Origin of the sequence: Rhizobium sp. K102 (assembly GCF_022385315.1) — a bacterium.
Lineage (GTDB): Bacteria > Pseudomonadota > Alphaproteobacteria > Rhizobiales > Rhizobiaceae > Rhizobium > Rhizobium croatiense.
In genome coordinates this window covers 1563740-1584519 of sequence record NZ_CP092436.1, presented here as the reverse complement: position 1 = coordinate 1584519, position 20780 = coordinate 1563740, and the positions used below count along the sequence as shown (strand labels likewise).

22 protein-coding genes and 1 pseudogene are annotated in these 20780 nt (G+C 62.0%); 19 read left to right on the top strand and 4 right to left on the bottom strand.

Annotated features, from left to right (window positions below; all coding sequences use genetic code 11):
- The first annotated feature begins 35 nt into the window (after window positions 1-35).
- From MHI61_RS13660 to lipA, 13 genes are all read left to right on the top strand, one after another.
- The gene (locus MHI61_RS13660; RefSeq protein WP_239792405.1) at window positions 36-932 is read left to right on the top strand and encodes a VOC family protein; all 897 of its coding nucleotides are present in this window, start codon (window positions 36-38) and stop codon (window positions 930-932) included.
- Window positions 929-1774, top strand: a complete 846-nt coding sequence (gene kdsA, locus MHI61_RS13655) for a 3-deoxy-8-phosphooctulonate synthase (protein WP_239792404.1) — start codon at window positions 929-931, stop codon at window positions 1772-1774. The genes MHI61_RS13660 and kdsA overlap by 4 nt, the downstream gene beginning before the upstream one ends.
- Window positions 1775-1911: 137 nt before the next feature.
- Window positions 1912-3186, top strand: coding sequence for a phosphopyruvate hydratase (gene eno, locus MHI61_RS13650; RefSeq protein ID WP_239792403.1), 1275 nt, complete (start codon window positions 1912-1914; stop codon window positions 3184-3186).
- A gap of 136 nt (window positions 3187-3322) precedes the next feature.
- A complete protein-coding gene (locus MHI61_RS13645; RefSeq protein WP_064683613.1) occupies window positions 3323-3643 on the top strand; it encodes a septum formation initiator family protein in 321 nt (106 codons plus the stop codon).
- Between the two features lie 145 nt (window positions 3644-3788).
- The gene (gene pdhA, locus MHI61_RS13640; RefSeq protein ID WP_003579069.1) at window positions 3789-4835 is read left to right on the top strand and encodes a pyruvate dehydrogenase (acetyl-transferring) E1 component subunit alpha; all 1047 of its coding nucleotides are present in this window, start codon (window positions 3789-3791) and stop codon (window positions 4833-4835) included.
- A 16-nt stretch (window positions 4836-4851) separates the two neighbouring features.
- Window positions 4852-6249 carry a pyruvate dehydrogenase complex E1 component subunit beta gene (locus tag MHI61_RS13635; protein WP_064683615.1) on the top strand — a complete coding sequence of 466 codons (1398 nt, stop codon included), beginning with the start codon at window positions 4852-4854 and terminating at the stop codon, window positions 6247-6249.
- A 15-nt stretch (window positions 6250-6264) separates the two neighbouring features.
- A complete protein-coding gene (locus tag MHI61_RS13630; protein WP_239792402.1) occupies window positions 6265-7617 on the top strand; it encodes a pyruvate dehydrogenase complex dihydrolipoamide acetyltransferase in 1353 nt (450 codons plus the stop codon).
- A gap of 19 nt (window positions 7618-7636) precedes the next feature.
- Complete coding sequence (locus MHI61_RS13625) at window positions 7637-8278, top strand: SGNH/GDSL hydrolase family protein (RefSeq protein WP_239792401.1); 642 nt, start codon at window positions 7637-7639, stop codon at window positions 8276-8278.
- Window positions 8279-8282: 4 nt separating this feature from the next.
- Window positions 8283-8864 carry a GNAT family N-acetyltransferase gene (locus MHI61_RS13620; protein ID WP_097579189.1) on the top strand — a complete coding sequence of 194 codons (582 nt, stop codon included), beginning with the start codon at window positions 8283-8285 and terminating at the stop codon, window positions 8862-8864.
- Between the two features lie 17 nt (window positions 8865-8881).
- Entirely contained in the window at window positions 8882-10327 is a 1446-nt protein-coding gene (gene lpdA / locus MHI61_RS13615; protein WP_239792400.1) for a dihydrolipoyl dehydrogenase, read from the top strand.
- 131 nt (window positions 10328-10458) lie between these two features.
- Entirely contained in the window at window positions 10459-10713 is a 255-nt protein-coding gene (locus MHI61_RS13610; protein ID WP_011425215.1) for a GlsB/YeaQ/YmgE family stress response membrane protein, read from the top strand.
- A gap of 14 nt (window positions 10714-10727) precedes the next feature.
- Window positions 10728-10976 (top strand): GlsB/YeaQ/YmgE family stress response membrane protein, encoded by a 249-nt coding sequence (locus MHI61_RS13605; protein ID WP_064709026.1) that lies wholly within the window; start codon window positions 10728-10730, stop codon window positions 10974-10976.
- Between the two features lie 48 nt (window positions 10977-11024).
- Entirely contained in the window at window positions 11025-11996 is a 972-nt protein-coding gene (gene lipA / locus MHI61_RS13600; protein ID WP_239792399.1) for a lipoyl synthase, read from the top strand.
- Window positions 11997-12641: 645 nt separating this feature from the next.
- Here the strand turns inward: lipA and MHI61_RS13595 are convergent.
- Window positions 12642-13010: an antibiotic biosynthesis monooxygenase family protein gene (locus tag MHI61_RS13595; RefSeq protein ID WP_239792398.1), complete on the bottom strand. Its 369-nt coding sequence runs from the start codon at window positions 13008-13010 to the stop codon at window positions 12642-12644.
- Between the two features lie 98 nt (window positions 13011-13108).
- On the opposite strand from MHI61_RS13595, the gene MHI61_RS13590 reads away from it, so the two are divergent.
- From MHI61_RS13590 to MHI61_RS13580, 3 genes are all read left to right on the top strand, one after another.
- On the top strand, window positions 13109-13585 hold the full coding sequence (locus MHI61_RS13590; protein ID WP_239792397.1) for a MarR family winged helix-turn-helix transcriptional regulator: 477 nt from the start codon (window positions 13109-13111) through the stop codon (window positions 13583-13585).
- Window positions 13566-14096, top strand: coding sequence for a cytochrome b/b6 domain-containing protein (locus tag MHI61_RS13585; protein WP_239792396.1), 531 nt, complete (start codon window positions 13566-13568; stop codon window positions 14094-14096). Before MHI61_RS13590 ends, MHI61_RS13585 begins: the two co-directional genes overlap by 20 nt.
- A 94-nt stretch (window positions 14097-14190) precedes the next feature.
- Window positions 14191-14643 carry a type II toxin-antitoxin system RatA family toxin gene (locus tag MHI61_RS13580; RefSeq protein WP_239792395.1) on the top strand — a complete coding sequence of 151 codons (453 nt, stop codon included), beginning with the start codon at window positions 14191-14193 and terminating at the stop codon, window positions 14641-14643.
- Window positions 14644-14661: 18 nt separating this feature from the next.
- Here MHI61_RS13580 and MHI61_RS13575 read toward each other — a convergent pair whose 3' ends face one another.
- Together MHI61_RS13575 and MHI61_RS13570 are read right to left on the bottom strand one after the other, a co-directional pair.
- On the bottom strand, window positions 14662-15162 hold the full coding sequence (locus MHI61_RS13575) for a CinA family protein (protein ID WP_239792394.1): 501 nt from the start codon (window positions 15160-15162) through the stop codon (window positions 14662-14664).
- Window positions 15162-16379 carry a bifunctional 2-C-methyl-D-erythritol 4-phosphate cytidylyltransferase/2-C-methyl-D-erythritol 2,4-cyclodiphosphate synthase gene (locus MHI61_RS13570; protein WP_239792393.1) on the bottom strand — a complete coding sequence of 406 codons (1218 nt, stop codon included), beginning with the start codon at window positions 16377-16379 and terminating at the stop codon, window positions 15162-15164. The genes MHI61_RS13575 and MHI61_RS13570 overlap by 1 nt, the downstream gene beginning before the upstream one ends.
- 146 nt (window positions 16380-16525) lie before the next feature.
- Here MHI61_RS13570 and dusB point away from each other — a divergent pair.
- From dusB to ntrC, 3 genes and pseudogenes are all read left to right on the top strand, one after another.
- Window positions 16526-17543: pseudogene (gene dusB, locus MHI61_RS13565) on the top strand (tRNA dihydrouridine synthase DusB).
- Entirely contained in the window at window positions 17540-18694 is a 1155-nt protein-coding gene (locus MHI61_RS13560) for a nitrogen regulation protein NR(II) (RefSeq protein WP_239792392.1), read from the top strand. The pseudogene dusB and the gene MHI61_RS13560 overlap by 4 nt, the downstream one beginning before the upstream one ends.
- Window positions 18691-20142 carry a nitrogen regulation protein NR(I) gene (ntrC, locus tag MHI61_RS13555; RefSeq protein ID WP_222139735.1) on the top strand — a complete coding sequence of 484 codons (1452 nt, stop codon included), beginning with the start codon at window positions 18691-18693 and terminating at the stop codon, window positions 20140-20142. The genes MHI61_RS13560 and ntrC overlap by 4 nt, the downstream gene beginning before the upstream one ends.
- A gap of 148 nt (window positions 20143-20290) precedes the next feature.
- Here ntrC and MHI61_RS13550 read toward each other — a convergent pair whose 3' ends face one another.
- On the bottom strand, window positions 20291-20641 hold the full coding sequence (locus MHI61_RS13550) for a TraR/DksA C4-type zinc finger protein (protein WP_239792391.1): 351 nt from the start codon (window positions 20639-20641) through the stop codon (window positions 20291-20293).
- Window positions 20642-20780: the final 139 nt, after the last annotated feature.

Here is a 20780-nt window from a genome sequence, read left to right as displayed (position 1 = left end):
CTGTCGCACATCTCTGGCGTGTCAGGAGGGATATCATGATCGCACATTCCGCCAAACCGCACCCGCTGGATCATGTCGTACTGCCCGTCGTCAATATCGACCTGGCGCGCGAAAGGCTCGGCAAGCTCGGCTTTACCGTCGCCGCCGATGCGCGCCATCCGTTCGGAACGGAAAATGCCTGCGTTTTTTTCGCCGACAAGACCTATATCGAGCCGCTCGGCGTGGCGAGTGTCGAGGAGAGCGAGACAGCGGCCCGCCAGGGCAATGTCTTCATCGCCCGCAATCGCGCCTTCCGCTTCCGCTGCGGCGAGGAGGGACTTTCGGCGTTGGCCTTTCTCACCGAGGATGCCGGCCTCGATCATCGGCGATTCGTGGGCAACGGCGCGAGTGGCGGCGAGATGTTGCAGTTCAGCCGGCCGATGCGGATGCCGGACGGTTCGGAAAGCGTCGGCAGCTTCAAACTGGCCTTTTCAGGAGATCTGCGCGCGCCCGACTTCTTTCTCTTCACCTGTCAGCGCATCAATTCGTTCCCGGCCGGTCGTGCCGCCCTGGAGACGCATGCCAATGGCGTGACCGGCATTGCCGAGATCGCGCTTTGTTCGCCGGAGCCGGCTGCGTTTGCCGCCTTCGTTGGTCTTGCGGTCGGGCAGACGGTGGTGGAGAAAACCGGTTTCGGCATGAAGATCGCGGCATCCAATGCCAAGATCAGCCTGATGACGCCGGAAGGGCTGGAGGCCTATTTCGAGCTTGTCGTTTCCGCCGCCGATCGTGGCCTGCGCGGTCAGGCAATCCTCTTCACCGTCACCGATCTTGCCGTGACAGAAGCGCATTTGGCTGCTAACGGAGTGACATACACACGCAAGAACAATCGCATTCTGGTGAAGCCCACGCCCGGGCAGGGCGCGCTTTTTGCCTTCGAGGAACCACGATGAGCACTGATACCAATTCCGAAGTCAAGATCGGCGAGGGCGCAGGCCAGGTCACCTTTTCCAACACCGGCCGCCTGTCGCTGATTGCCGGCCCCTGCCAGATGGAAAGCCGCGACCACGCCTTCATGATGGCCGGCACGCTGAAGGAGCTCTGCGCAAAGCTCGGCATCGGCCTCGTCTACAAGAGCTCTTTCGACAAGGCGAACCGCACGTCGCTTTCGGCCGAGCGCGGCATTGGCCTTGAAAAGGGCATGGAGGTCTTCGCCGACCTGAAGAAGGAGTTCGGCTTTCCGGTCTTGACCGACGTCCACACCGCCGAACAATGCGCCGAGGTGGTGGAGGTGATCGACGTTCTGCAGATCCCCGCCTTCCTCTGCCGTCAGACCGATCTTCTGATCGCCGCCGCTCGGACCGGCCGCGTCGTCAACGTCAAGAAAGGCCAGTTCCTCGCCCCCTGGGATATGAAGAACGTCCTGAAGAAGCTCAATGCCAGCGGCAATCCGAACGTGCTGCTGTGCGAGCGCGGCGCTTCCTTCGGCTACAATACGCTGGTTTCCGACATGCGCTCGCTGCCTATCATGGCGGCGATGGGCGCGCCCGTCATTTTCGATGCGACCCATTCCGTCGCCCAGCCGGGCGGGCAGGGCGAATCCTCGGGCGGTCAGCGCGAATTCGTTGAAACGCTGGCGCGGGCAGCCGTGGCGACGGGAATTGCCGGCGTCTTCCTCGAAACCCACCAGGACCCTGACAACGCGCCGTCCGACGGCCCGAACATGGTTTATCTCAAGGATATGCCGCGCTTGCTTGAGAAGCTGCTTGCCTTCGACGCGGTCGCCAAGGCTTGATGTTCAACAGGCTGACTTGATCGTGGTTTAGGCCACGTCAGACGCCTCGCAGGCGGGGAATTGCGGCATTGTAATTTGCACGCCTTCGATTATGACAGGCTTCGAACGATTGATCACCCACCGAGCAGGAAGAACCCATGACTGCAATCACCGATATCATCGCCCGCGAGATCCTCGATAGCCGTGGCAACCCCACCGTCGAAGTCGACGTCTATCTCGAAGACGGCAGCATGGGCCGCGCGGCCGTTCCCTCGGGCGCCTCGACGGGTGGGCATGAGGCGGTCGAGCTGCGCGACGGCGGCAAGCGCTACCTCGGCAAGGGCGTCGAAAAGGCGGTCGAGGCCGCCAACACCGAGATCTTCGACGCCATCGGCGGTATCGACGCCGAAAACCAGATCCAGATCGACAACATCATGATCGAACTGGACGGCACGCCGAACAAGTCGCGCCTCGGCGCCAACGCCATCCTCGGCGTCTCGCTTGCCGTCGCCAAGGCTGCCGCCCAGGCTTCCGGCCTGCCGCTCTACCGTTATGTCGGCGGCGCTTCGGCGAGTCTGCTGCCGGTGCCGATGATGAACATTATCAACGGCGGCGCCCACGCCGACAATCCGATCGACTTCCAGGAATTCATGATCCTGCCGGTCGGCGCCGATACGATCGCCGAAGCCGTGCGCATGGGTTCGGAAGTCTTCCACACACTCCGCAAGGAACTTGCAGCCCAGGGCCACAACACCAATGTCGGCGATGAAGGCGGTTTCGCACCGGGCCTGAAGAGCGCCCCTGAGGCCCTCGACTTCATCATGAAGTCGATCGAGAAAGCCGGCTACAAGCCGGGCGACGACATGTGCCTCGGCCTCGACTGCGCCTCGACCGAATTCTTCAAGGACGGCAAATACGTTCTTGAAGGTGAAGGCCGCACGCTCGAATCGGGCGCCATGGCCGAATATCTGGCCGAGCTCGCCGACAAATACCCGATCATCTCGATCGAGGACGGCATGGCCGAAGACGACTGGGACGGCTGGAAGGCGCTGACCGACCTGATCGGCAATAAGACGCAGCTCGTCGGCGACGACCTCTTCGTCACCAACTCCGCCCGCCTTCGCGACGGCATTCGCATGGGTGTCGCCAACTCGATCCTCGTCAAGGTCAACCAGATCGGTTCGCTGACGGAAACCCTCGATGCGGTCAATACGGCGCACAAGGCGGCCTACACCGCCGTCATGTCCCATCGCTCCGGCGAAACCGAGGATTCGACCATCGCCGATCTCGCGGTTGCCACCAACTGCGGCCAGATCAAGACAGGCTCGCTGTCGCGTTCCGACCGCCTTGCCAAATACAATCAGCTGATCCGCATCGAGGAAGGCCTCGGCCCGCAGGCGCAGTATGCCGGCCGCTCGATCATCCGCGGCTGATCGAATCTGAACGTCAATGGCTTAACCCGCGCCCTCCCGGCGCGGGTTTTTTATTGCTCCTGTTTACGGTCAACGAACGGTTAATCTCTGCGCGTTATGCTGAACGAATTGGTAATGCGTTCAAGAGCATACGTGTATGTGGACAAAGCATCATAAGAAGAGAAAATTCGGCCGGTTCGTCATCCCGGCCATGACGGTCGCCTTCCTCTCCTATTTCGGTTATCATTGCGTTCATGGCGATTACGGCCTGCGGGCGACGGAGACGTTCGAGCGTCAGCGTGTCGCGCGCGAAAAAGAGCTTGCGGTGTTGAAGGCGAAGCGCGAACATTTGGAAGGTCAGGTCGCGCTCCTCAGTGACGGTTCGCTCGACAAGGACATGTTGGATGAAAAGGCGCGATATCAGCTGAATATGTCGCGTGCGGACGAGATCGTCATATTCAACCACTACTCCAATTAACCGGAATTCGGTTAATTCTTATTTCTGCTTTGTTTCCAATAGTTTAGTGACGAATACGAGCCATGCAATTATGGCATTGCTGTGGTCAAATTTCTTCCCTATGGTACGCGCCACCGAGAAACGACAAACCCATAGGGAGGGTTGAATGGCGCCGCGAAAGACCGCGACCGTTTCCAGCCGCAAAACTGCAGCAAAACCAGCAGCCAAAGCATCGAATGGAGGCCCGGTAGCCGACTTCGATCGGGATGAGGAACTCAAGGCCTATCGCGAGATGCTTTTGATCCGCCGCTTCGAGGAGAAGGCCGGTCAGCTTTACGGCATGGGCTTCATCGGCGGCTTTTGCCATCTCTACATCGGTCAGGAAGCTGTCGTCGTCGGCATGCAGATGGCGCAGAAGGAAGGCGACCAGGTCATCACCGCCTATCGCGACCACGGCCATATGCTCGCAACCGGCATGGAAGCGCGCGGCGTCATGGCCGAGCTGACCGGGCGCCGCAGCGGCTATTCCCACGGGAAGGGCGGCTCGATGCACATGTTCTCCAAAGAGAAGCATTTCTACGGCGGCCACGGCATCGTCGGCGCTCAGGTTTCACTCGGAACCGGCCTTGCCTTTGCCAACCATTACCGCGGCAACGGCAATGTCTCGATCGCCTATTTCGGCGACGGCGCCGCCAACCAGGGCCAAGTCTACGAGAGCTTCAACATGGCCGCTCTCTGGAAGCTGCCGATCGTCTATATCGTCGAGAACAACCGCTACGCCATGGGTACGTCGACGGCCCGCGCCACCGCGCAGTCGAACTACTCGCTGCGCGGCTCCGGCTTCGGCATCCCCGGCATCCAGGTCGACGGCATGGACGTCCGCGCTGTCAAGGCGGCGGCCGACGAGGCGCTCGAACATTGCCGCTCCGGCAAGGGCCCGATCATTCTCGAAATGCTGACCTATCGTTACCGCGGCCACTCCATGTCGGACCCGGCGAAATATCGCTCCAAGGAAGAAGTGCAGAAGATGCGCTCCGAGCAGGATCCGATCGAGCAGGTCAAGGCGCGCCTCATCGAAAAGGGCTGGGCCTCGGAAGACGATCTAAAGGCGATCGACAAGGATGTACGCGACATCGTCGCCGACAGCGCCGATTTCGCCCAGGCCGATCCGGAGCCGGATGCATCCGAGCTCTACACCGACATTCTGCTCTAATCGGGGGAGGGAACCCATGCCTATCGATATCCTCATGCCCGCCCTCTCTCCGACGATGGAAGAAGGCACGCTGTCCAAATGGCTGAAACAGGAAGGTGACAAGGTCACCTCGGGCGACGTGATCGCCGAAATCGAAACCGACAAGGCGACGATGGAAGTCGAAGCCGTCGACGAGGGCGTCATCGGCAAGCTGCTCGTCGATGCCGGCACAGAAGGCGTCAAGGTCAACACCAAGATCGCCGTGCTGCTGCAGGATGGCGAATCGGCCGACGCGATTTCCACTGCTCCTGCTGCTGCTCAGCCGGCTCCGGTCGCCGCGCCGCAGGTTGCCCAGGAAGAAAAGCCGACCAATAGCGGTTCTGCTTCCGCACCGCTTCCGGCCGAGCCGAAGGCTGCCGTTCCGAACGACCCGGAAATCCCTGCCGGCACCGAAATGGTGTCGATGACGGTGCGCGAAGCGCTCCGCGACGCCATGGCCGAAGAAATGCGCGCCAGCGACGACGTCTTCGTCATGGGCGAGGAAGTCGCCGAATATCAGGGCGCCTACAAGGTCACTCAAGGCTTGCTGCAGGAATTCGGCCCCCGCCGCGTCATCGATACGCCGATCACCGAGCATGGCTTTGCCGGCGTCGGCGTCGGCGCCGCCATGGCCGGCCTTCGCCCGATCGTCGAATTCATGACCTTCAACTTCGCCATGCAGGCGATCGACCACATCATCAACTCGGCCGCCAAGACGCTCTATATGTCCGGCGGCCAGATGGGCGCTCCGATCGTCTTCCGCGGTCCGAACGGTGCGGCCGCCCGCGTCGGCGCCCAGCACAGCCAGGATTATGCGGCCTGGTACAGCGCAATCCCCGGCCTCAAGGTCGTCATGCCCTATACGGCATCCGACGCCAAGGGCCTGCTGAAGGCGGCCATCCGCGATCCGAACCCGGTGATCTTCCTCGAAAATGAAATTCTCTACGGCCAGCACTTCGACGTGCCGAAGCTCGATAATTTCGTCCTGCCGATCGGCAAGGCCCGCATCCATCGTTCGGGCAAGGACGCTACCGTCGTCTCCTTCGGCATCGGCATGACCTATGCGACGAAGGCGGTTGCCGAACTCGAGAAGATCGGCATCGACGTCGAACTGATCGACCTTCGCACCATCCGCCCGATGGATCTTCCGACGGTCATCGAATCGGTCAAGAAGACCGGCCGTCTGGTCACCGTCGAGGAGGGTTATCCGCAGTCCTCCGTCGGTACCGAAATCGCCACCCGCGTCATGCAGCAGGCCTTCGATTATCTCGATGCGCCGATCCTGACGATTGCGGGCAAGGACGTGCCGATGCCTTACGCCGCCAATCTCGAAAAGCTGGCGCTTCCGAACGTCGGCGAAGTCGTCGATGCGGTGAAGGCTGTTTGCTACAAATAAAGGGAGGGTATCTCGATGCCGATCAATATCACGATGCCCGCCCTCTCTCCGACCATGGAAGAAGGCAATCTTTCCAAGTGGCTGGTCAAGGAAGGCGACAAGGTCAAGTCAGGCGATGTGATCGCCGAGATCGAGACCGACAAGGCGACGATGGAAGTCGAAGCCGTCGATGAAGGCACGGTCGCCAAGCTCGTCGTTGCCGCCGGCACCGAAGGTGTCAAGGTCAATGCGCTGATCGCCGTTCTCGCCGCCGATGGCGAGGACGTGGCCGCTGCCGCAAACGGTGCGGGTTCGCCCGCTCCCGCCAAGGCTGAAGCCGCTCCGGCTGCGAAGGCCGAGGCTGCACCGGCGAAGGCTGAGCCCGCTCCGGCTGCTGCGCCCGCCGCCGCACCCTCGGCGGTTTCAGCCGGTGGCAACCGCACCTTCTCTTCGCCGCTCGCTCGCAGGCTCGCGAGGGAAGCCGGCATCGACCTTTCGGCTGTCGCAGGCTCCGGTCCGTACGGCCGTGTCGTTAAGAGCGACGTCGAAGCCGCCGTTGCCGGCGGTGGCGCCAAACCTGCCGCCGCACCGGCTGCTGCTGCTCCGCAGGCTGCCGCAGCTGCTGCGCCTGCCGCCGCAGCGCCGAAGGGCGCTTCCGATGACGCCGTGCTCAAGCTCTTCGAGCCCGGCTCCTACGAGCTCGTGCCGCATGACGGCATGCGCAAGACGATCGCCCGGCGCCTGGTCGAATCCAAGCAGACGATCCCGCATTTCTACGTCAGCGTCGATTGCGAGCTCGACGGGCTGATGGCGCTGCGCGCCCAGCTGAACGATGCGGCTCCCCGCAAGGACAACGCTCCGGCCTATAAGCTCTCGGTCAACGACATGGTCATCAAGGCCATGGCGTTGGCGCTGCGCGATGTTCCGGATGCCAACGTCTCCTGGACCGACAGCAACATGGTCAAGCACAAGCACGCCGATGTCGGCGTTGCCGTCTCGATCCCCGGCGGCCTGATCACCCCGATCATCCGCAAGGCCGAGCAGAAGACGCTGTCTGTCATCTCCAACGAGATGCGCGATCTCGGCAAGCGGGCCAAGGACCGCAAGCTGAAGCCCGAGGAATATCAGGGCGGCACCAGCTCGGTCTCCAACATGGGCATGATGGGCGTCAAGAACTTCGCCGCCGTCGTCAACCCGCCGCATGCGACGATCCTCGCGGTCGGTGCCGGCGAACAGCGGGTCGTCGTCAAGAACGGCGAAATGGCGATCGCCACGGTCATGAGCGTCACGCTCTCGACCGACCATCGCTGCGTCGACGGTGCGCTCGGCGCCGAGTTGCTCCAGGCCTTCAAGGGCTACATCGAGAACCCGATGGGCATGCTTGTCTGATAGCTGGGCGGAGGCGGAAATGACCAAGACCGTTCTTTGCTATGGCGACTCGCTGACCTGGGGTTATGACGCCGAGACAATCGGCCGCCATGAGTACAAGAATCGCTGGCCGAGCGTGCTTCAGGCAACGCTCGGCAGCGAGGCGCGCATCATCGCCGAAGGGCTGAACGGTCGCACCACCGCCTTCGACGACCATCTCGCCGATTGCGACCGCAATGGTGCGCGCATCCTGCCGACGATCCTGCAGACGCATGCGCCGCTCGATCTCGTCATTCTCCTGCTCGGCACCAACGACATGAAGCCGGTTGTGGCGGGTTCGGCCTTTGCCGCCTGCCAGGGCATCAGCCGCCTCGTGCGGCTGATCCGAAACCATGCCTGGCCCTTCGAATTCGACGGACCGGAGATCCTGATCGTGGCGCCGCCGGCGATCTGCGCGACGGGCAACGTACCCTTCGCGGCATCCTTTCCCGGCGGCATCGAGGAATCGGCCAAGCTTGCGACGCTCTATCGTGATCTCGCCGACGAACTCGGCTGCGGCTTCTTCGACGGCAATTCCGTTGCCAGGACCACGCCGATCGACGGCATTCATCTCGATGCGGAAAACACCCGTGCGCTCGGACGCGGGCTGGAATCGATCGTGCGGATGATGCTGGGGATCTGAGGATATGACCGCCTTCATCGCGCTGCGGCAGGCCTCACGGCGTGATGCCTCGGAGCTGGCGATTCTGGCGGATATCGCATCGCATGGGTTTGCCTCCTGGCTCTGGTTCGCCGATGTGGCGAGCGGCATAAGCGACACGCCTTTGGAGCGGGGGCGGCTGAAAATGAGTGAGGAGGAAGCCGTTGGCGGCTGGCGGGATGCCGTCATCGCCGAGGCCTATGGCGAGATTGCCGGTGTGGCGATCGGCCATGCGCTGGATGAAGGCATAGGCGATATCGAGGCGACGATCCCGGCGACCGCGCCGATGCTCGCCTTGCAGAAAACGGTTGTGGGAAGCTGGTTCATCGGCAGTCTCGGCGTCTATCGCCATCTGCGCGGCATCGGCATCGGACGCAGGTTGTTGGAGGATCAGATCGAAAGGGCCGATCGCCGGCCCGTCAGCCTGATCACCGCAAGCAATAATGAAGCGGCATTATCGCTTTATGGAAGAAACGGATTCTTGGAGGCTGCGCGTGCGGATGCCGTGCCGGTCTTCGAAAACAGCAAGAGGCACGCGTGGGTGCTCATGACCCGCAGCGCAGCGTAACAAAGGGCAGGAAACACATGGCTGAATCCTACGACGTCATCATCATCGGCTCCGGCCCCGGCGGCTATGTTGCCGCCATCCGCGCCAGCCAGCTCGGCCTCAAGACCGCGATCGTCGAGCGCGAGCATATGGGCGGCATCTGCCTGAACTGGGGCTGCATTCCGACCAAGGCGCTGCTGCGCTCGGCCGAAGTGCTGGATCACGCCAACCACTTCAAGGATTTCGGTCTCGTTCTCGAAGGCACCGTCAAGCCGGACGCCAAGGCCGTCGTCGGCCGCTCGCGCGCCGTTTCCGCCCGTCTCAACGCCGGCGTCGGTTTCCTGATGAAGAAGAACAAGATCGACATCATCTGGGGCGAAGGAAAGATCACCAAACCGGGCGAGATCGTCGTCGGCAAGTCGTCGAAGCCGGTCGTCGAGCCGCAGCATCCGCTGCCAAAGAACGTCAAGGGCGAGGGCACCTATACCGCCAAGCACATCATCATCGCGACCGGCGCCCGCCCGCGCGCGCTGCCGGGTATCGAGCCTGACGGTAAGCTGATCTGGACCTATTTCGAGGCGCTGAAGCCCGAGGCGCTGCCGAAGTCGCTGATCGTCATGGGTTCGGGCGCGATCGGCATCGAATTCGCCAGCTTCTACCGCTCGATGGGCGTCGATGTGACGGTTGTTGAAGTCATGCCGACCATCATGCCGGTCGAGGATGCCGAAATCACCGCCATCGCCCGCAAGCAGCTGGAAAAGCGCGGCCTGAAGATCTTCACCAGCGCCAAGGTCACGAAGGTCGAGAAGGGGGCGGGCAGCATCACTGCCCATGTCGAGACATCGGATGGCAAGGTGCAGCAGATCACCGCCGATCGGATGATCTCTGCCGTCGGCGTTCAGGGCAATATCGAAAATCTCGGCCTTGAGGCGCTCGGCATCAAAACCGACCGCGGCTGCGTCGTCGCCGACGGTTACGGCAAGACCAATGTCGCCGGCATCTATGCGATCGGTGACGTCGCCGGCCCGCCGATGCTGGCGCACAAGGCCGAGCATGAGGGTGTGGTCTGCGTCGAGAAGATCGCCGGCCTGCCGAATGTTCATCCGACCGACAAGGGCAAGGTTCCCGGCTGCACCTATTGCAACCCGCAGGTCGCTTCAGTCGGTCTCACCGAAGCCAAGGCCAAGGAGCTGGGCCGCGACATCCGCGTCGGCCGTTTCTCTTTTGCGGCCAACGGCAAGGCGATCGCGCTCGGCGAAGACCAGGGCATGGTGAAGGTGATCTTCGACAAGAAGACCGGCGAGCTGCTCGGCGCCCACATGGTCGGCGCCGAAGTCACCGAGCTCATCCAGGGCTTCGTCGTCGCGATGAACCTCGAGACGACGGAAGAAGAGCTGATGCACACCATCTTCCCGCATCCGACCGTCTCCGAAACGATGAAGGAAGCGGTGCTGGATGCCTATGGCCGCGTGCTGAACGCTTGATAATTTCCAGGGCCGCCCTTTATCCCCAGGGCGGCGAAGCCGTCCCTCAGGCGGCAAGCCGTCCTCCGAGGCGACGAAGCTGTCCTATGGCTTAAGCCGCCCCTGGGTAGAAAAAACGAAAGGAAATCCTCATGTCTATGGAGACGCAGGCGTTGCTGGTGTTTTTGCTGATCGGCCTGGTGGCGGGCTTCCTCGCAAGTCTGGTCGTCGGTGGCGGCGGCTTGATCAGATGTCTTCTCAGCGGCATCATCGGCGCCTTCGTCGGCGGCTATCTGTTCAGCGCGCTGGGCATTTCGCTGGGCATTGAAAACGCCCTTGTCGTGCAGATCATCCACGCCACCGTCGGCGCGATCATCGTGGTGCTGGTTGCCAGGGCAGTCGCTTAGGGAGAAGGGCAGGCATGGAGAGCGTGGGCTGGATTTCGGCAATCATCATCGGGGGGCTCGCGGGCTGGCTCGCCGGGAAGCTGATGGATGCACGATACGGGATTTTCCTGAACATCGTGCTCGGCATCGTCGGCTCGGTCGTCGCCACCGCCATCCTCGCTCAGTTCCATGTCCAACTTGCCGGTGGACGCCTCGGTTACTTCGTCACGGGTTTCCTTGGCGCCTGCCTGCTGATATTCCTTGCGCGGCTGGTGCGGCGCTAGATCGAAGAGATGATGCCGCTTTAAGGGCGGCGGAAAGCTGAAACTGCAATGGTGACCATTCTCGATACGATCAATCCCGACGCCAAGCGCGTGCGCCATCCCGAGAAGGCGCATCGGCCGGATACGGAAGTCATGCGCAAGCCGGACTGGATCCGCGTCAAGGCGCCGACCTCCAAAGGCTATGCCGAAACGCGGGCGATCGTGAAGGAGCATAAGCTCGTCACCGTCTGCGAGGAGGCAGGCTGCCCGAATATCGGCGAGTGCTGGGACAAGAAGCACGCCACCTTCATGATCATGGGCGAGATCTGTACCCGCGCCTGCGCCTTCTGCAACGTCGCCACCGGCAAGCCGAATGCGCTCGATATGGCCGAGCCGGAGAATGTCGCCAAAGCCGTCAAGCAGATGGGCCTTTCCCACGTCGTCATCACCTCGGTCGACCGCGACGACCTCGAGGACGGCGGCGCCGAACACTTCGAAAAGGTGATCTGGGCGATCCGTGCGGCCTCGCCGGCAACGACGATCGAAATCCTGACGCCGGACTTCCTGAAGAAACCCGGGGCGCTGGAGCGTGTGGTCGCCGCCAAGCCCGACGTCTTCAACCACAATATGGAAACGGTTGCCGGCAACTATCTCACAGTTCGCCCCGGCGCCCGATACTTCCACTCCATCCGGCTGCTGCAGCGGGTGAAGGAACTCGATCCCACCATGTTCACCAAGTCCGGCATCATGGTCGGCCTCGGCGAGGAGCGCAACGAAGTGCTGCAACTGATGGACGACCTGCGCACCGCCGATGTCGACTTCCTGACGATCGGCCAGTACCTGCAGCCGACCCGCAAGCATCACAAGGTCGAAAGCTTCGTCACCCCCGAGGAGTTCAAGTCCTACGAGACGGTCGCCTACAGCAAAGGTTTCCTGATGGTCGCGTCCAGCCCGCTGACCCGCTCCTCGCACCATGCGGGTGACGACTTCGCGCGGCTCAGGGCGGCGCGGGAAAAGAAGCTGTTGATGGCGGCTGAGTAAGGTTCGGCGCGCAATCTTTCGCCCTAGTCGGTCTGCGGACGACAATGCTTGCTAACCTCTCCTTCGTCATGCTCGGGCTTGTCCGACGGTTGTTAGGTTCACACTCACGATTGCCCCTCACCCTAACCCTCTCCCCGTTCTGACGGGAGAGGGGACATGCCCTGCGAGTGGCTGGAGAGAGGCGGAGAGGTCGCGACTTGTCCCCTTGTCCCCGCGGACGGGGAGAAGGTGGCGGCAGCCGGATGAGGGGCAGCCTTCGCCGATCTCCCAGGCGGCCGGGATGTCGCGCAGGTATTGAGCTCACGATTGCCCCTCACCCTAACCCTCTCCCCGTTCTGACGGGAGAGGGGACATGCCCTGCGAGTGGCTGGAGAGAGGCGGAGAGGTCGCGACTTGTCCCCTTGTCCCCGCGGACGGGGAGAAGGTGGCGGCAGCCGGATGAGGGGCAGCCTTCGCCGATCTCCCAGGCGGCCGGGATGTCGCGCAGGTATTGAGCTCCCGTTCGTGTCCCGAACAGCGAAAACGCCAGAAACAAAGACAATCAATGTCTTCCGTCCAGCCCAAATTTTTGAACCGGACGGCTGTGGGCTTGTCCGAAGCGTCTGCTACCGATTGATGCGCAGCAGAGCCTCCTTCTAATGATGCTCAATCTGTGCAGATGCCAGACATGGCGACCTTCTGAAACAGGTGCGGCCCGGCGATGGCGGATGCCGGATATGCAGCGACCTGGGCGCGAAAGTCGGGATGATTGAAGGCGGCTCGGAATGCCTCGTTCGATTCCCACACCGCATAGTTCAGGTAGCTCATGCTCTCGCCGAGTGCTCGATGGAGCTGAGTCGAGATGAAGCCCGGTTGTCGCTTCATAAACTCGGCATCACGGCTCCAGACTTCGAGGAAATGTGATTCATCGGCGGGATCGAGCGTGAAGAGGTTGATCAGCACGACCGGGGCTGCATCGACATCGAGCTGGCGCTGGATCGGAAAATTCTCATCAAGTGGTTGCATGTGCGTCACTTCAGAACTCCTTTCTTATTGGTGTAATGATGTCAATTTGGTATGGTGCATACACAATAACTTGACATGATGATGTCAATAACAATATATGGTGACAAATGGATGAAGCGACGAGAACCGCGATAGGCGACGCCTTGACGGAACTGATCCTTTCGATGTTTCGGGTGAATAACTTGACCTTGACCTGGGGAGACAGACTTGTGGCGGCCTATGGGCTGACCAGCGCACGCTGGCAGATCCTCGGGGCGATCGTCCATGCGGATCGGCCGCAGCCGGTGGCATGGCTGGCCCGAGACCTCGGCGCCAACCGTCAGAACGTGCAGCGCATCGTCAATGATCTGCACGGAGAGGGGCTGGTCGCCTTTGAACCCAATCCGCATCACCGGCGGGCGCAGCTCGTCGTGCTGACCGACAAAGGACGACAAACCTACGATGCTGCGATCGCAGCCTACAACCCACGCGTCAACGCCATGGCCGCGGGGCTTTCACTTGCCGAAATCCAAACCGCACATCGCGTCATGACGAGGCTGCGGCACAGTCTCGAAGGAGAAATTGATGCTGAAAAGCACGACTGATAGCTACGGCGCCATGGCCGTCTCCATGCATTGGCTGACCGCCATATTCTTGCTCGTTGCCCTCGTCTCCGGCTTTCGAGCAGGCAACATCGTCGAACCGGTCGCAAAGGCGGCGCTTCTTCGTGTTCATATCCCAGCGGCGATCATGGTTCTTCTGCTGACCGTGTGCCGCATCGTCTGGTGGTGGCTTTTCGACAGGAAGCCGCTGCCTGTTCAGGGCGCGCCCTCGTGGCAAGAGTGGCTGGCCCGCGCCGTCCATCTTGCCTTCTACGTGGTCATCCTCGGCATGATTGCGAGCGGCGTCGGCATCATCGCGCTGAGCGGCGCGGCGCAAGCCATATTCGGTGCTGGCACGGAACTGCCGAACTTCCACCTCTATCCGCCGCGCCTGCCGCATGGGCTTGGGGCAAATCTCCTGCTGGCACTGCTTTCCGCACATGTTGGAGCGGCGGTGTTCCATCAGTTCGTCCGCAGCGACAGGTTGCTCCAGCGTATGTGGTATAGGCGCTGAGACCGCGCCGCCTTCGCCCCGTTCTCAGCTAAAATCCCGCCGTCGTATGCGCCAGCTTCTTGATCTTCTTGGCGCAGCCGCTTAAGTGCCGCCTATGCCGCACTTCGAAACGCACCGTTCCGTCCCGCATACGCCCGACCAGATGTTCGATCTCGTTGCCGATGTCGAACACTATCCCGAGTTCCTGCCGCTTTGCGAGGCGCTGTCTGTCAGAAGCCGCAAGGAGCGTGACGGCAAGATCCTGCTCGTGGCCGATATGACCGTCGGCTACAAGGCGATCCGCGAGACTTTCACGACCCAGGTGCTCTTGAACCAGGCCGAGCGCGTCATCGAGGTCAAATATATCGACGGCCCATTCAAATATCTCGACAATCGCTGGCATTTCGCCGAGACGCCGGCTGGCGGCTGCACCATCAATTTCTTCATCGATTACGAATTCAAAAGCCGCATCCTTGGCGCGCTCATGGGCTCGATGTTCGACCGCGCCTTCCGCATGTTCACCGAAGCCTTCGAAACGCGCGCAAGCAAGATCTACGCTCCAGCCTGACGGGCGGTTGCAGGTACATCAGTGCGTGAGGAGCAAACGCAGCATCTCGAGTGCCGTCCTGACCGTTGCCAGCCGAACCTCGCAGCGGCCGATGTCGCCATAGAGCATTTTGCGGTGAATGAGCGCGCCGCTGCGCGATTTCGCGGCAAGATGCACGAGGCCGACCGGTTTCTCGGCCGATCCGCCGCCGGGGCCGGCAATGCCCGTGACGGCGACGGCGATGTCGGCGCGCGAGCGGAAGAGGGCGCCGTGCGCCATCTGCCGGGCGGTCTCCTCGGATACTGCGCCGAAACGCAGCAGCGTTTGCGCCTGCACCCCGAGCAGCTCGGTCTTGGCGCTATTCGTATAGGTGACGAAGCCGCGGTCGACGACGGCGGATGAGCCGGATATCTCCGTCAGCGCGCCTGATATCAGCCCGCCGGTGCAGGATTCGGCCGCCGACACCATCAGCCGGGCGGCGGTGAAGTCGCGGATGATTGCCGCTGCCTCCGAATGGATATCCTCGGGAAAGAGGCTCATCATTTCCTCCCGCGATAAACGACGGTCGCCGTGGCGATCGCCGCGATGCCTTCGCGCCGACCGACGAAGCCGATCGTCTCGTTGGTCGTCGCCTTGACCGAGCAGCGCTCGAGATCGATGCCGAGATATTCCGACAGGTTCGCCCGCATGGCCTCCCGATGCGGGCCGACCTTCGGCGCCTCGGCGATCAGCGAGACATCGGCATTCATGATCGTGCCGCCGCGTTCGCGCACGATCCGGGCGGCATGCTCGATGAAGATCCGGGAAGCCGCTCCCTTCCATTGCGGGTCGGATGGCGGGAAATGATCGCCGATATCGCCGGCGCCGCAGGTGGCGAGCAGCGCGTCCGTTAACGCATGCAGCGCGACATCGGCATCCGAATGGCCTTTCAGCTTCTGATCGTGCGGAATGAATACGCCGCACAGAGTCACGCCGTCGCCCGCTTCGAGCTGGTGCACATCGTAGCCATTGCCGGTGCGCACATCAGGAAGCAGTGAGGCAGACAGCTTGTCGTCGGCCATGGCAATATCGCTCTTGACCGTCAGCTTGACGTTGTCGGCCGTGCCCTCGACGATCGTCACCGGAATGCCCAGCCATTCGGCGATCGAGGCGTCGTCGGTGAAATCGCTCCGCCCGCTCGCCGCCGCCTTCTCATGCGCGTCGAGAATCGTTTCGAAGGTGAAGGATTGCGGCGTCTGCGCAGCGTAGAGCTGCTCGCGCGAAACCGTTGTCAGCACCGTGCCGGCGCTATCTGCCCGTTTCAGCGTATCGGTCACCGGCTTGGCCGGCAGCACTGCCGTCGCGCCGTTGCCAAGGCTTTCGGCAATGCGGTCGAGAAGTGCGTGGTCGAGAAAGGGCCGCACCGCATCGTGAATCAGCACGTGGCTGACATGCTTGTCCTTGAGGTATCGAAGGCCGGCCAGCACCGATTGCTGCCGCGTCGGGCCGCCATGCACGATTTCGATCGGCGTTGCCGAAATGATATGGCGGAACGCCTTGGCAAACAGCGCCTCGTCATCGGGATGAATGACGACGACTATCTCGGTTGCCGGCTCCCATGTCATGAAGTTTTCAAGCGTATGGACGATAACCGGCTTGCCGCCGATCAGGCGATATTGCTTGGGACCTTCCTTGGAGGATCCGGCACGCTCGCCGCGGCCGGCGGCAACGATGACAATTCCAGCCGATATCGGTTGCTTGGACGGCATTTGCAGCATAAATCCCCTAAAATATGCGGAATTGACCGGAGTGCTCTAACCTCTTGCTTTGGCCTTTTCCAGCATCTGCCCGAAAAATATCGATTCCTATCCGAGCCCCCTTGGCAAAGCCATGGATCTATGGCTAAAAATAATGCAGTTACTTGGTGTGCCTGAAAGATAATCATTTGAATTCCAATGACCTCGCAGCGCCTTTCCGAATTGGATCCGTATCGGTGCGGAACCGCGTGGTGCTGGCGCCGATGTCCGGTGTCACGGACATGCCTTTCCGCGAGCTGGCCTGGCGCTTCGGCGCCGGGCTCGTCGTCACCGAGATGGTGGCGAGTTCGCGAACTGGTCAACGATACCACCGAATCCTGGTCGCGGCTCAAGGCCGCCGGCTTCCGGCCGCACATGGTGCAGCTCGCCGGCCGGGAGGCGCACTGGATGGCGGAAGCGGCCAAGATCGCCGCTGATCATGGCGCCGATATCATCGACATCAACATGGGCTGTCCGGCAAAGAAAGTGATCGGCGGTTACTCCGGCTCGGCGCTGATGCGCGATCCCGATCACGCGCTCGGCCTGATCGAAGCGACGGTCAAGGCCGTCGACATTCCCGTGACGCTTAAGATGCGCCTCGGCTGGGACGAGAATTCCATCAACGCGCCCGACATTGCGCGCCGCGCCGAAGCCGCCGGTATTCAGCTCGTCACCATTCATGGGCGCACCCGCATGCAGTTTTACGAAGGTCGCGCCGACTGGGATGCGATCCGTGCCGTTCGCGACGTCATCTCCATTCCGCTGATCGCCAATGGCGACGTCGAAACCGCCGCGGATGCGCAGGAAATCCTGCGCCGCTCCGGCGCCGATGCCGTCATGATCGGCAGGGGCTGCCAGGGCAGGCCGTGGCATGCCGGCGTGCTTGCCGGCGCGGCGGAGCCGCGACGCGAAGACATTGCCGATATCGCCGTCGAGCATTACCGGATGATGCTCGATTTCTACGGCGAGGCGGTGGCGATCCGCCATGCCCGCAAGCATCTCGGCTGGTATCTCGAGCGTTTTGCGCCCGCACTTGCCGGCGGCGAGAAGGCTGCGATCATGACCTCGCGCGATCCGGGCGAGGTGGCCGCGCGCCTTTACGATGTGCTTGATGCAGCTCTTGTCGACAGCCGGGAGGCGGCATGACGAAGGATACGATATCTCCGCCCGACCAGACCGGCGGAACCGTCGCCATGGCCGTGCTGAACGCCATCCAGAACCCGGTCGTCATGGTGGACGAATCCGGCTTCGTCGCCTTTGCCAATTGGGAGGCGGAGGCCTTTTTCGGTGCCAGCGCCTCGCATCTAGCGCGATACCGGATCTCGACCTTCATCCCCTTCGGCAGTCCGCTGCTTGCCCTGATCGATCAGGTGCGCGAGCGCAAGGCGCCGGTCAATGAATATCGCGTCGATCTGAGCTCGCCACGGCTCGGTCAGGACAAGCTCGTTGACCTCTATGTCGCCCCCGTGATCAGCGAACCCGGCGCCGTCGTCATTGTCTTCCAGGAACGCTCGATGGCCGACAAGATCGACCGGCAGTTGACGCATCGCGCCGCCGCCCGCTCGGTGACCGGCCTCGCCTCGATGCTGGCGCATGAGATCAAGAATCCGCTCTCCGGCATTCGTGGCGCCGCGCAACTGCTCGAACAGTCCGCGGTCGACGACGATCGGGCGTTGACCCGGTTGATCTGCGACGAAACCGACCGCATCGTCTCGCTGGTCGATCGCATGGAAGTCTTTTCCGACGAACGTCCGGTCGACCGCATGCCGGTCAATATCCATTCCGTGCTCGATCACGTGAAGGCGGTCGCCAAGGCGGGTTTTGCCCGCAACATCCGCGTCACCGAAAGCTACGACCCGTCGCTGCCGGCCGTCTATGCCAATCGCGACCAGCTCGTCCAGGTCTTCCTCAATCTGGTGAAGAACGCCGCCGAAGCGGTCGGTGACCGGCCGGACGGCGAGATCATGCTGACGACCGCCTATCGACCGGGCATCCGCCTTTCGGTCGCCGGCACGCGTGAAAAGATCTCGCTGCCGCTGGAGTTCTGCGTCCACGATAACGGCCCCGGCGTTCCCACCGATCTGCTGCCGCATCTCTTCGATCCCTTCATCACCACCAAGACGAACGGCAGTGGTCTTGGCTTGGCGCTGGTCGCCAAGATCATCGGTGATCACGGCGGCATCATCGAATGCGACAGCCAGAACAGCCGCACGACTTTCCGCGTTCTCATGCCGGCGTCGAAGGACGTTTCGCTCGAGGATGCTTCTTCCGTAAGCTCGACAGGACCTTCTCGATGACAGCCACGATCCTCGTTGCAGATGATGATGCGGCCATCCGGACCGTGCTCAACCAGGCTTTGAGCCGCGCCGGCTATGATGTGCGCATCACCTCCAACGCCGCTACCCTCTGGCGCTGGATTTCGGCGGGCGAGGGCGATCTTGTCGTCACCGACGTGGTGATGCCTGACGAAAACGCCTTCGATCTGCTGCCGCGCATCAAGAAGGCGCGTCCGGATCTTCCGGTGCTCGTCATGAGCGCGCAGAACACCTTCATGACGGCGATCAAAGCTTCCGAGAAGGGGGCGTACGACTATCTGCCGAAGCCCTTCGACCTGACCGAGCTGATCGGCATTATCGGTCGGGCGCTCGCCGAGCCGAAGCGCAAGCCCGCCAAGCTCGAAGAGGATATGCAGGACGGCATGCCGCTCGTCGGCCGCTCGGCGGCTATGCAGGAAATCTACCGAGTGCTCGCCCGCCTGATGCAGACGGACCTGACGCTGATGATCACCGGCGAATCCGGCACCGGCAAGGAGCTTGTCGCCCGCGCGCTGCATGATTACGGCAAGCGCCGCAACGGCCCCTTCGTCGCGATCAACATGGCGGCCATCCCGCGCGACCTGATCGAATCCGAGCTCTTCGGCCATGAGAAGGGCGCCTTCACCGGCGCGCAGACCCGCTCGACCGGCCGCTTCGAGCAGGCCGAAGGCGGTACGCTCTTCCTCGACGAAATCGGCGACATGCCGATGGACGCCCAGACGCGGCTTCTGCGCGTGCTGCAGCAGGGCGAATACACCACCGTCGGCGGTCGCACGCCGATCCGCACCGATGTGCGCATCGTCGCCGCCACCAACAAGGATCTGAAGCAGGCGATCAACCAGGGACTCTTCCGCGAGGATCTTTACTACCGCCTGAATGTCGTGCCGCTGCGCCTGCCGCCGCTGCGTGACCGCGCCGAGGATATTCCCGATCTCGTGCGCCATTTCATCCAGCAGGCCGAAAAGGAAGGCCTCGGCTCCAAACGCTTCGATCAGGAAGCGCTGGAATTGATGAAGGCCTATGCCTGGCCAGGCAATGTGCGCGAGCTGGAAAATCTCATCCGCCGCCTGATGGCGCTCTATCCGCAGGATGTCATCAGCCGCGAGATCATCGATGCCGAGCTGCGCTCCGACGTACCCGACAGCCCGATCGACAAGGGGCCGATCCGCAACGGCTCGATGACGATCGCGCAAGCCGTCGAGGAGAACATGCGCACCTATTTCGCCAGCTTCGGCGAAAACCTGCCGCCGCCCGGCCTCTATGACCGCGTGCTGACTGAAATGGAATATCCGCTGATTCTCGCTGCGCTCACAGCAACGCGCGGCAACCAGATCAAGGCGGCCGATCTGCTCGGCCTCAACCGCAACACGTTGCGCAAGAAAATCAGGGAATTGGGCGTCTCTGTTTACAGAAGCTCCCGCACCGCCTGAGCGTGTTCGGGCTCGCACGGTGCTGCGGAGGGACGTCGAAGGCGCATCCTTCCGGTCGCGATAACGCTCATGAATGGCTCATCAGGGCACGCGCCGGCTGATGAGCTGGCCAAGCGCTTCTGAGCATGGTCACCTTGCAACTCAGGCTTCAAAACGACTGAGCGCAAGACTGACAGAAAGGTGTGTGTGGGACGGCGTCAAGCCTCTTCTCGCCGATCGGCTTGCCGCATTTCACACATGTGCCAAAAGTTCCGGCTTTAATCCGGTCCAACGCCGCTTGGACGGCGAGGAGCTCCTTTTGTCCAGCCTCGCCGAGTTCTTCCAGGACTTCATCGTTATTTCGCTCTGTGGCACGATCATCATCGTCAGGGTTCCGAGGCTCTTCGAAATCATGCTCGATCGCTTGCAGCCGGGTTTCCAGCTCGCGCCCGCGTTGGTCAAGGATCGCCTTGTACTTTTCGATATGCTGCCTCGTTTGCGAGGAGGATTGCTTCTGCATGATCGCTCTCCAGCCGGCCTTATGTTCGCGACCGACACCGTGTTCTACTGGGAATTTCAACCCTGACGGGAAGCGGCAAAGCTAGGCGTGTCGGGCGTCCGTCGCATTGATCCGAATCAAGGTAGCTTTCGATCCGCGA